Origin of the sequence: Achromobacter pestifer, from assembly GCF_013267355.1 — a bacterium.
GTDB lineage: Bacteria > Pseudomonadota > Gammaproteobacteria > Burkholderiales > Burkholderiaceae_B > Achromobacter > Achromobacter pestifer_A.
The window spans coordinates 3708987-3720651 of record NZ_CP053985.1; the positions used below are offsets into that span (position 1 = coordinate 3708987).

General features: G+C 67.4%; 9 protein-coding genes. 7 read left to right on the forward strand and 2 right to left on the reverse strand.

The annotated features are described in order from the left end of the window. Window positions 1–31: 31 nt before the first annotated feature. Window positions 32–1585: a glucose-6-phosphate isomerase gene (gene pgi, locus FOC84_RS17750; protein ID WP_438800839.1), complete on the reverse strand. Its 1554-nt coding sequence runs from the start codon at window positions 1583–1585 to the stop codon at window positions 32–34. A gap of 8 nt (window positions 1586–1593) precedes the next feature. Beyond that, on the reverse strand, window positions 1594–2985 hold the full coding sequence (locus FOC84_RS17755) for a phosphomannomutase/phosphoglucomutase (protein ID WP_173145587.1): 1392 nt from the start codon (window positions 2983–2985) through the stop codon (window positions 1594–1596). A gap of 335 nt (window positions 2986–3320) precedes the next feature. Between FOC84_RS17755 and FOC84_RS17760 the strand changes: the two genes are divergently transcribed. From FOC84_RS17760 to FOC84_RS17790, 7 genes are all read left to right on the forward strand, one after another. After that, the gene (locus tag FOC84_RS17760) at window positions 3321–3950 is read left to right on the forward strand and encodes a BPTD_3102 family carboxylase-like protein (protein ID WP_173145588.1); all 630 of its coding nucleotides are present in this window, start codon (window positions 3321–3323) and stop codon (window positions 3948–3950) included. A 117-nt stretch (window positions 3951–4067) separates the two neighbouring features. Further along, window positions 4068–5483, forward strand: a complete 1416-nt coding sequence (locus FOC84_RS17765; protein WP_173145589.1) for an FAD-binding oxidoreductase — start codon at window positions 4068–4070, stop codon at window positions 5481–5483. A 28-nt stretch (window positions 5484–5511) separates the two neighbouring features. Continuing rightward, complete coding sequence (locus tag FOC84_RS17770) at window positions 5512–6228, forward strand: response regulator transcription factor (RefSeq protein WP_173145590.1); 717 nt, start codon at window positions 5512–5514, stop codon at window positions 6226–6228. Continuing rightward, complete coding sequence (locus tag FOC84_RS17775; protein ID WP_173145591.1) at window positions 6225–7595, forward strand: sensor histidine kinase; 1371 nt, start codon at window positions 6225–6227, stop codon at window positions 7593–7595. The genes FOC84_RS17770 and FOC84_RS17775 overlap by 4 nt, the downstream gene beginning before the upstream one ends. Before the next feature lie 63 nt (window positions 7596–7658). Then, window positions 7659–8393 carry a phosphatase PAP2 family protein gene (locus FOC84_RS17780; RefSeq protein WP_173145592.1) on the forward strand — a complete coding sequence of 245 codons (735 nt, stop codon included), beginning with the start codon at window positions 7659–7661 and terminating at the stop codon, window positions 8391–8393. A 165-nt stretch (window positions 8394–8558) separates the two neighbouring features. Further along, a complete protein-coding gene (locus tag FOC84_RS17785) occupies window positions 8559–9287 on the forward strand; it encodes a FadR/GntR family transcriptional regulator (RefSeq protein ID WP_173145593.1) in 729 nt (242 codons plus the stop codon). 144 nt (window positions 9288–9431) lie between these two features. After that, entirely contained in the window at window positions 9432–11327 is a 1896-nt protein-coding gene (locus FOC84_RS17790) for an LTA synthase family protein (protein WP_173145594.1), read from the forward strand. Window positions 11328–11665 lie beyond the last annotated feature (338 nt).

Consider the following 11665-nt stretch of genomic DNA (forward strand, 5'->3'; position numbering starts at 1 on the left):
GCGCCGGCGCCGCGCGGGCGCCGGCCAGGCCTCAAGGACGGCGCGTGATCGCGTCGATCCAGTAGCGGGTAGAGGGGTCCTGCCGGCTGGCCTGCTGCGAATTCAGCTCGTGCATGATGCCCTTGGCCAGCGCCTTGCCGAATTCCACGCCCCATTGGTCAAAGGGATTGATGCCCCACACCACGCCCTGGGTGAACACCTTGTGCTCGTACAGCGCCAGCAGCGCGCCCAGGGTATAGGCTTCCAGGTGCGGCAGCACGATGAGCGAAGACGGCCGCCCGCCCGGGTGGACGCGGTGCTGCGCAAGCAGCCGCGCGCGGCCGGGATCGCTTTCGATGGCGGAGGTTTCGGCCAGCGCTTCCTCGAAGGACTTGCCGCGCAGCAGCGCGGAACGCTGCGCCAGGCAGTTGGCGATCAGCAGCTCGTGATGCCGCGCGTAGGCGTGGTCAGGTTTTTCGCACAGGATGAAGTCGACGGGAGCGCCCCGGGTGTCCTGGTGCAGCCACTGGAAGAAGGTGTGCTGGCAGTCGGTCCCCGACATGCCCCAGACGGCCGGGCCGGTGGGCACGCCGGCCGGGCTGCCGTCGGCGGTGGCGACCTTGCCCAGCGATTCCATTTCCAGCTGCTGGGCCCAAGGCACGATGTGATAGAGCCGCGAATCATAGGGTGCGATCACCAGGGAGTCGTAGCCCAGCACGCTGCGGTTCACGACGCCGGCCAGCGCCAGCTGGACGGGCGCGTTTTCCTCGATGGGGGCGGTGCGGAAATGCTCGTCCATGGCGGCGGCGCCCGCCAGCAACTGGTCGAACGCGTCGGTGCCCAGCGCCAGCGCGACCGGCAGGCTGATCGCGGACCAGAGCGAATAGCGTCCGCCCACCCAGTCCCAGATCTGGAAGATGTGGTCGGGCAGGATGCCCAGATTCAGGGCCGCCTCGACGTTGGCGGTGACCGCCACGACCTGCTTGATCGGATCAGCCACGCCGGCGTCGCGCAGCCAGTTCATGGCGACCTCGGCGTTGGCCAGCGGTTCGGTCGTGGTGAACGACTTGGAGGCGACGATGACCAGGGTGTCATGGGGATCCAGCCGGCTCATCGCGTCCGCAACCGAATGCGAATCCACGTTGGACGCGAAACGCACTTCGCGCCGCGCGCCGCCGTGGCGCAGGGCGCGCGTGACCAGCCGCGGGCCCCAGTCGCTGCCGCCTATGCCCAGGTGCAGCACGCTGCCATAGCGTCCGGCCGCGTCGGCCTGGCGCACGAATTCGCGCATGCGCTCGCGTTCGGCCAGCACGGCCTTGGCTACCCGGGCGGGTGGTTGAGGCGCGCGCAGGGCCGTGTGCCAGGCGGCGCGTTGCTCGGTCCAGTTGGCGTTGCCGCCGTCGAACAGGCAAGCCCGGGCAGCATCGAAGCCCTGCTGTTCGAGCAGCGCGGCCTCGGCTTTCTGCAGGTCCGGGGAATAGGCCTGCGCGCTCAGGTCCAGGCGCAGCCCGGGAGCGTTGAGGACGCGCAATTGCTCGCCGCGCCGCGGGGCGGCGAGCGTGGCTGCGATGAACTGTTGCCAGGCTGGGCTGTTCGATAAGGGCATAGGCAAAACTAGAAAGGCAGATCGGCTTGCGGCGCGAGCTTGGTCAGCTCGCGGCGGAAGTCGGCTTGTATGCGTTCCAGCGCCGCCGGCGTCTGCGCCTCGAAGCGCAGCACGACGACGGGGGTAGTGTTCGAGGGGCGCGCCAGGCCGAAGCCGTCCGGATACTCCGCGCGCACGCCATCGATCGTGATCACGCGGTCCGCACCGGGGAACTGCCCCTGGTCCTGCAAGGCCTGGACCAGGGTGAAGGGCTGGCCTTCTTCCATTTCCAGCTTCAGTTCGGGGGTGGAAACGTCTTGCGGCAGGGCTTCCAGCACCGCGCAGGGGTCGGCGTCGCGCGACACGATCTCCAGCAAGCGGGCGCCCGTGTAGAGCCCGTCGTCAAAGCCGTACCAGCGCTCCTTGAAGAAGATATGGCCGCTCATCTCGCCGGCCAGCGGTGCGCCGGTTTCGGCCAGCTTGGCCTTCACCAGCGAATGGCCGGTCTTCCACATCAGCGGCACGCCGCCAGCGGCTTCGACCGACAGGCCGACGTGGCGGCTGCACTTCACGTCATAGATGATGGTGGCGCCCGGGTTGCGGTCCAGTACGTCGCGGGCGAACAGCACCAGTTGGCGGTCCGGCCAGACGATCTGGCCCGATTTTGTCACCACGCCCAGGCGGTCGCCGTCGCCGTCGAAGGCCAGGCCCAGTTCGCAATCGGTCTCGGCCACGCACTTGATCAGGTCCTGCAGGTTTTTGGGTTCGGCGGGGTCGGGGTGATGGTTGGGGAAGGTGCCGTCCACTTCGCAGAACAGTTCGGTGACTTCGCAGCCCAGGGCGCGGAACAGAGCCGGGGCGACTGCGCCGGCCACGCCGTTGCCGCAATCGATGGCGATCTTCATGGGCCGGGCCAACTTCACGCCCGATGCCACGCGCGCGATGTAGGCAGCCACCAGGTCCAGCTGGCGGCGCGCGCCGGGCCGTGCCGCCGGGGCGCTGGCGGGGCCGTTCATGCTGGCGGCCAGCGCCTGCACGTCCTCGCCGTAGAGCGCACGGCCGCCCATCATCATCTTGAAGCCGTTGTACTTGGGCGGGTTGTGGCTGCCGGTGATGGCGACGCCCGAGCCCGTCTGCATGACGTTGGCGGCGAAATAGACCAGGGGCGTGGGCACCATGCCGATGTCCAGGGTGTCGACGCCGCCTTCCAGCATGCCTTCCTGCAGCGCCACGGACAGCATTTCGCTGCTCAGGCGGCCGTCGCGGCCGACGACCAGGGTCTGCACGCCGTGTTCGCGCGCACGGGCGGCCAACGCCAGGCCCAGGGCGCGGGCGAAGCGGGCGTCGATCAGGTCGGGCACCGTGCCGCGGATGTCGTAGGCCTTGAAGACCGAGCCCGGAAATTGCGTGTTGTCGCCCACGGCGATTCCTTGGATGTTGGGTTGCAGTACAGGTTTAGGCGCGGATTCTGGTAAACCCGCGTATAAAAACGCGCCTGGCTAGGGGTTAAACCGGAATTATCCCCCATTGGCGCTCCCCCTTCATCCGACAGACGGCGTAGGGCTTTTTCCGTCTATGCACGGCGGCACGCGATCCGCCCAGATCTGGTGCGTGCCTGAGCGCTGGCGCCTTGTTCCGGTGCGGCGCGCGGCCGTGCGCCAGGGGCTTGCCCAGGGGGGGCGGCGCGTGGCATAAAACTTGCTCGTCGTCCGAAGGTGATACGCTTGCTATGCAAGCAGAAAGACCGGGAGGGGCCATGGGCGCCAAAGTTTCTACTGTCATGTCATCCAGAGGCGCCTCAAACCGGCGGGGTCCGCCCACGGATCACGCCGGACCGGCCGCAGGCCGTGAGCGCCGGCTCGACATCCACGTGTTCGTTTCCGAGGCGGGCGGCCTGGCCACGGGCCGGGCCTGGGAGCGCTGCGTATGGCGCGATGCCCGCGTCCTGATCGCCGAATCCCCGGCGCCGCATCTGCCGGTCTCCGTGGAAAGCGCGCTGCGCACGGTCGCCGCCGACGTGGCGCGGGACCGCGGCTGGCAGGGCATGGGCACTGTCGCTTTCGCGCTGGACGACCGCAGCGGCGTGTTCCGCGTGATCGACGCTCAGGCGCAGGCCCATTCGGGCGCGGCGGTGCATGACTGCGAGCCCGTCGCCGCCCATGCGCTGGAAGTGCGCATCGACGGCTGCGTGGACCGCCGCTTGCCATGCACGCGGTTGCTGGTGTGCGGCGCGACCCGGGGCGAGGTCCTGCGCCGTGCCTATCGCGCCTTGTCGGAAATGCCCGGACCCGCGGGCGTCGACCGCGCCTTCCTCATGAACCGCATTGCCTCGCGAGCCTATTGTTCGGGCCTGACGGGCGCGCGGCTCGACCAGGCGGTGGGCTGAATCGGTCTGCCGGCGGGCTGCGCAAGCCCGCCGTGCCGCGACCTGGGGCATTTCAACCCCTACAATAGGCCGCACATCCCTAGCCTGGGCGCGCCCGGGCGCTACTTGTGCCGCGCTATGACCTTGCTGAGCGATCTACAGTCCCTTCTGGGCGCTTCCCACGTGCTGACGGGCACGGATGCCGACACCTATGTGCTGGATTGGCGCCGCCGCTATCGAGGGGCCGCGTTGGCCGTGATCCGTCCCGGCTCGACCGCGGAAGTGGCGGCGGCCGTGCAGCTGTGCGCCAGGCACGGCGTGCCGGTGGTGCCGCAAGGCGGTAATACCGGCCTGTGCGGCGGCGCCACGCCCGACCCATCGGGCAGCGCGGTGATCCTGTCGACCACCCGCCTGACCGCGGTGCGCGCACTGGATACCGACAACGACACGATCACCGTGGAGGCCGGCTGCGTGCTGCAAGCGGTGCAGGAGGCCGCGGCTGCCGCCGGCCGGCTGTTTCCGCTGAGCCTGGCCGCCGAAGGCAGTTGCACCATAGGCGGCAACCTCGCCACCAATGCCGGCGGCACGCAGGTGCTGCGCTATGGCAACACGCGCGAGCTGACGCTGGGCCTGGAGGTCGTGACCGCCGAAGGCGAGATCTGGAACGGCCTGCGCGGCCTGCGCAAGGACAACACCGGTTACGACCTGCGCGACCTGTACATCGGCAGCGAAGGCACGCTGGGCATCATCACCGCCGCGACGCTGAAACTGTTTCCGAGGCCGGTGGCTTCGTGCACGGCGTTGCTGACGCTGGACGGCATCGACCAGGCCGTCGAGCTGCTGTCGCGCGCCCGCGCGGGCTTTGGCGCGGCGCTGACCGGCTTCGAACTGATGAGCGGCGCCTGCCTGCAGGCCGTCGTACGCCTGTTCCCGCAGCAGCGCCTGCCGTTCGAGGGAGATTCCGCCGCATCGCCGTGGTTCGCCCTGCTGGAACTGTCCGACAGCGAAAGCGAGGCGCACGCGCGTGAACGATTCGAAACCGTGCTGGGCGAGGCCATCGAAAGGGGCCTGGTGAACGATGCCGCCATCGCCGCGAACGTGGCGCAAAGCAAGGCGTTGTGGCATCTACGTGAAAGCATTCCGCTGGCGGAGGCGGAGTTGGGCAAGTCAGTCAAGCATGACGTGTCGATTCCGATTTCCGCCATCGGCGGTTTTGTGCACAAGACCAACGCCTTGCTGCAGGCGCGCTTTCCCGGCGTGCGCCACGTGATCTTTGGCCACCTGGGCGACGGCAACCTGCATTACAACGTGGCTCACGCGCCGGGGCAGACCGAGACCGAGCTGCTGGCGCTGCAAGGCGATATCTACGGCGTGGTGCACGACAGCGTGCACGCGCACAACGGTTCGATCAGCGCGGAACATGGCGTGGGCCAGCTCAAGCTCGACGAGCTGCCGCGCTACAAGAGCGCGGTCGAACTGGATCTGATGCGCAGAATAAAGCGAGCGCTGGACCCGCAAGGGCTGATGAATCCGGGCAAGGTGCTGCGGGCCTGAGGCGCCGCGCACGACAGGAACCCCAATCATGGCAACCAGTCCCGCAGCGGGCGCGAATTACCGAGTGCTGATCGTGGAGGATGATCCCGTCATCTCCGGCAATCTGTACACCTTCCTGGAGGCGCGCGGCTTCCTGCCCGATGCCGCCTACTCGGGTCCGGCCGCGCTGCAGCGGCTGAAGGAGCAGCGCTTCGATGCCCTGATCCTGGACATCGGCCTGCCGGGCATGGACGGCAACGCGGTGCTGCACACGCTGCGCAACGACATGCGCGCGGACGTGCCGGTGCTGATGCTGACGGCGCGCGATAGCCTGGAAGACAAGCTGGCCGGATTCTCGCATGGCGCGGACGACTACCTGACCAAGCCTTTCGCGCTGCTTGAGGTGGAAGCGCGCCTGATCGCGCTGATCCAACGCGCCAAGGGCGCGACGGTGGACTCGGTGCGGGCCTTTGGCCCTCTGTCCTACGACACCCGCAACCGCGCCGTGTCGGTCAACGGCAACCCCGTGCACCTCACGCGCAAGGCCGGCCTCATCATCGAAGCGCTGTTGCGCGATCCGGGCAGGGTGGTGTCGCGCGAGGAGCTGGAGTCCACCTTGTGGGGCAACGAGCCGCCTTCGTCCGACGCCTTGCGCAGCCAGGTCCACCTGTTGCGGCGCGCATTGGCCGATGCCGGTTTCGACGGCATCGAAACCATCCACGGGACCGGTTGGCGGCTGACGCTGGAAGCCGGGGCTGCGAGATGAGCAGCGTTTCCGCGGCGTCTGCCGGAGGCACCCTGACCCAGCGCGTGGTATGGGCGCTGACCGGAACCGTGGCGCTGTTCGTGACGGCGCTGGCCCTGCTGGCCTACCTGACCTTCGACCAGATGGAAGACGATCTGGTCAACGACATCCTGAATACCGAAATGGACCGGCTGGTGCAGCACGCTCGCACCAGCGACGGTTTCCTGCCGCGCGATGGCGTGCGTGAATTGGGCGGCTCCATGCGCGCCTGGGTCGGCGTGGACGGCAAGCGGCCCGCTGGCCTGCCGCAGGAAATCGAATCCCTGGATAGCGGCCTGCACCTGGTCGAGCCCGGCGCCTACACCTGGCACGTGATGGTGGCGGAAACGGCGCGGGGCAAGGTGTACCTGCTGTACGACGCCACCGAGAACGAAGGGCGGGTGCATGACTTCGGCTTGATTGTGCTGGGCGTGGGCGCCATTTGCGTGGTGGGCGCCTATGCGCTGTCGCGGCGCGTGGCCGCCATCGCGGTCGGTCCGCTGCTGGACCTGACCGACCGGCTGGCAACCTGGGCGCCCGGGTCGCCCGACATGGCGGTGACGCGCGACGACGAAGCGGGCCGGCTGATAGAGGCCTTCAACCGGGTGCAGAGCCAGGTGGACAGATCGATCGCGCGCGAGCGCGAATTCGCGGGCAATCTCAGCCACGAGGTGCGCACGCCCCTGGCCGCGATCCGCTCGGATAGCGAGTTGATGCTGCTGACCCAGGTGCTGACTCCGGACCAGCGCCAGCGCCTGACCCGCGTGGTGGACAACGTGGACGATGTGATTGTGTCGCTGGAGAGCGCGCGCTCCATGGCGCGGGATGAGCTGCGCCCGGCAGAGTCCGTCAATCTCGCCGAATGCATGGACAACGCCTGGCGCGGCTACGAAGCCCAGGCGGGGTTGGCCGGGCTGGGTTTCGAAAACCGGATCGCCGCCGGCCAGGTTCGTACGCTGGATCGCTATGCCTTGCTGACCGTGTTGCGCAATCTGATCCGCAATGCGGTGGAGCACGCCGCGCCGGCGACGCTGACGGCGAGCATCGCCGCCGACGGCGCGCTGGAGTTGCGCGACGACGGCAAGGGCATTGCCGCCGACGACCTGCCTTTCCTGTTTCGCCGCTATTACAGCGGCCGCATGCGGGATTCGGGCGCGGGAAGTCCCGACGAGACGGCGCGCGGCCTCGGGCTGGCGATCGCCAAGCGCGTCTGCGACATGCAGGGCTGGTCGCTGACGGTCGATTCCTCGCGGCAGGGCGAGCAACGCGGCACCTGCTTCACGCTGCGTTTCGAGGCCGACGCGGGCCTGGTGGTGGAGGCGGCCCGCGGCGCGCAAGGTCAAATTTGACGAAAGTTCGACTGTCGGCGACCTAAGCTGCCCGTTTGCCTGACGGACCTCCTGTCGCCCACCATGCCGCCTCTATCGCCGCCCGCGCCGCGCAAGCCGACGCCGGCCTCGTATCTGTTCAGCCATGTCTTTGCGATCACGCTCGCGCTGGCCTGTCTGGCGTGGTGGGCCAATGTCTCCGGCTTGGATTTGCGCATCGCCCGCGCGCTGTTCGATCCTGTGCTGGACGATTTTCCGCTGCGCCTGAACCGTGGGCTGGACCTGATCGGCCATCGCATGGTGCTGGCCTTGCCCATTGGGATAGGACTGGCCGCGGTGGGCGTGGCGGCGGCCAGCTATCGCATTCCGGCCTGGCGGCCGTGGCGCGGGCCTGCACTGGCCCTGGCGGCAACCTGCCTGACGGGGCAGGTGCTGGTGAATCAGTTGAAGCACTACACCACGCTGCCCCGACCCTACGATCTGGATTCCCTGGGCGGCTATACCCCCTATCCCTTGCACTGGTGGACCTGGGCGCGGGCCGGGGCGGGCGGCGCCTTGCCCAGCGGCCATGCCGGCGCGGGCTACTCGATGCTGACCCTGTATTTCTTGGGCTGGGCGCTGGGGCGTCCCGCCTGGCGCTGGTGGGGGCTGGCCGTGGGCATCGCGGCCGGAGTGGGTTTTTCCGTGGTGCGCATCCTGCAGGGCGCCCATTTCCTTAGCCAGACGCTCTGGTCCGCGGCCCTGCTGTGGTTCCTGGCGACCCTGTTTTTCTATCCCCTCATCGTGGCCCGGCCCCCCGCCAGGGACCTGAACCGCTAGTCGCGGGATTTTCCGGCCTGCGCCTGTGCCAACCCCGGGTGAATACGTCGGCATGCCGCGCGTCGCTGGCGCCATGCTGATGTGCAGGCGCGCGGCCGGCCCAAAGTACAATGGGCGCCGACGTTCGGCCCTGGGCCGTGCTCAACTGCTTTCGGATAATTCCCAATGACCGTTCCCGCCGATACTTCCGTCACGCCGCGGCGCCGTCCCCGGAACCTGGCCCAGGGGCTGGTCGAGAGCATTACGGAGCGCATCCGTGCCGGGGACATCCGGCCCGGCGACAAGTTGCCGACGGAATCCGAGATCATGCGCCAGTTCGGCGTCAGCCGTACGGTGGTGCGCGAGGCCTTGTCCCGGCTGCAGGCATCTGGCCTGGTCGAGACGCATCATGGCGTGGGCACGTACGCGCTTGAACCCAGCGGCGGCGGGGATTTTCGCGTGGACCCGGCCGATATCGGCACGGTGCGCGACATACTGGTCCTGCTAGAGCTGCGCATCTGCCTGGAAAGCGAGGCTGCCGGCCTGGCCGCGGCCCGTCGCAGCCCGGAGCAACTGCTTGAGATGAAACGCGCGCTGGATGCCTTCAAGAGTGCGCTGGACAGCGGCGGGGACACTGTCACGCCGGATTTCAAGTTCCATCTGCTGGTCGCGCAATCCACGGACAACCGCTACTTCGCGGACCTGATGTCGCATCTGGGCTCGGCCATCATTCCGCGCACCCGCATCAATTCGGCGAAGTTCGCGCACGAGGACCGCGCCGCCTATCTGGCGCGCGTGAATCTCGAACACGAGGACATCTACGGCGCGATTCAGCGCCAGGATGCGGAGGCCGCGCGCGCGGCCATGCGCACGCATCTGAGCAACAGCCGCGAGCGGCTGCGGCGCGCCCAGTAAGGGCGGCCGCTGGCTCGCGCAAAACCGCGTTAATCTTTGCGCGTTTTCAAATTTCGGACCACGAGGCGGCATGGCTCTGCTCGGCATACACGGCGGCATTTCATCATCTGAGCGGGCGTTCCTGCGCCAGCGGAGGGCAGCCGCATGCGCCGCCTGACGCTACGGTTCATCGTCGCCATCCTGGCACTATTGACGCTGTCGCGTCTGGGCCTGGCCTTCTGGATGTGGGACCGGGTCGAGGCCGCTGGCGGGCTGGGGCCGTTGCTGCTGGGGGGGCTGCGCATCGACGTCTGCCTGATGTCCATGGTGATCGCGCTGCCGGCGGTGCTGTCACCCTGGTTTGGGCACCGGCCGCTGGCGATCCGCATCACCGCCTGGTGGTTCCGCGTCTGGTGGATGCTGTATGTGCTGCTGGAAGTTTCCACGCCGCCGTTCATCGCGGAATACGACACGCGGCCCAACCGGCTTTATTTCATCTACCTGCTGAATCCGAAGGAAGTCGGTTCGATGCTGTGGCAGGGCTACAAGGGCGTGCTGCTGGCGGCCTTCGTGGTGCTGGTGCTGGCCGCCTGGTTGTCGGTCCGGCTGTTTCCCACCCGTGTGCGCGATCCGTTCATGGCGTGGTGGAAGCGGCCGGTGGCTTCGTTCCTGATTCTCGCCCTGGTGTTCCTGGGGGCGCGGGGCACGCTGGAGCATCGTCCGATCAATCCGGCCAAGGTCGCCTACAGTTCGGACGCCATGGTCAATGCGTTGGCGTTGAATTCGCTGTACAGCGTGTTTGACGCCGCCTACCGCATGCGCGATGAGCGATCGTCGGCGGCCATGTATCCCAAGATGGCGGTGGATGAGATGAACGCCATCGTGCGCGAGAAGGCCGGACTGACGGGTGCGCCGCTGGATGCGCGCTATCCCAGCCTGCACGAGCAGAAGGCGACGGTGCGCCGGGACAAGCCGCTGAACCTGGTGATCATCCTGCAGGAAAGCCTGGGTGCGCAGTATGTGGGCAGCCTGGGCGGCCGGGATCTGACGCCCAACATCGACCGCTTGGGGCAGGAAGGCTGGATGTTCCATCGGGCCTATGCGACGGGCACGCGCTCGGTGCGGGGCATCGAGGCGGTCACGGCGGGCTTCCTGCCCAGCGTGGCCGATGCCGTGGTGAAGCTGCCGCGGTCGCAGACGGGCTTTTTCACGCTGGCGCAGCTGTTGGGCAAGCATGGCTACCATTCGCGCTTCGTGTACGGGGGCGAGTCGCACTTCGACAATATGCGGGCCTTTTTCCTGGGCAACGGTTTCGACGAGATCGTGGATCGTCCGAAGTTCGTGAATCCGGTGTTCGAGGGATCCTGGGGGGCGTCGGACGAGGACATGTTCAATCAGGTGGACCGGCTGCTGCGCGCGGATGGCGACAAGCCGGTGTTCACGCTGGCGTTCTCGGTGTCCAATCATTCGCCTTGGGAGTATCCGGAAGGTCGCATCAAGCCGGTGGGCGATCCGGCCACGGTGGACAACACGGTGCGCTATGCGGATTGGGCGCTGGGGCAGTTTTTCGACAAGGCGCGCAAGGCGCCATACTGGGACAACACGGTGTTCCTGGTGATCGCGGATCACGATTCGCGCGTCTATGGCTCCATTCCGGTGCCGGTGCGGCATTTCCAGATTCCTGCGCTGATTCTGGGGGCGGGGATTGCGCCTCGGCAGGATGAGCGGCTGGTGAGCCAGATCGACATGGCGCCTACCATGCTGTCCTTGATGGGCCTGGACAACGTGAATCCCATGCTGGGCGTGGATCTGACGCAGCGGGATCCGAATCGGGCGATGATGCAGTACGCGGATAATTTCGGGTATCTGCGGGGGGATCAGTTGCTGGTGCTGGAGCCTTCGAAGCCGCCGCGGCAGTTCAGGTATGAGGCGGCGCCTGTGGGGCGTGACGAGGTCTATGCGCCGGTGGAGCCTTTGGATCCTCAGCTCTCGGAAGAGGCCTTGGCGCATGCCTTGTGGGCTAGCTGGGCTTATCGGGAAGAGCGGTATCGGTTGCCTTGATGGTGGCTTTCTTTATGCGGGATGTTGCTGGTTCTTAAGACGCTTGGGGCGTTGGGGGCCTGGGGCGCGCGGGGCAACGATTGCGGTCCGGAGCCTTCGCTCCGGACTTCCCCTGCGTCATCCTCGTACGCCTTCGGCTCCCTACGGATTCCCTCGGGCTTATCGACGCCCCGCGCGCCCCAGGCCCCCAACGCCCCAAGCTCCGGTGGTTAATTGCCAGAAATCGCGGGGGAGAATGTTGTTCTTGGGATAATTGGCACCGTCATTTTGTGGCGGAAGATCTTGCGGTGCCCGCTCGATGAGGCCGCCCGGGCGGCCTCATCGAGCATACGCTCTGT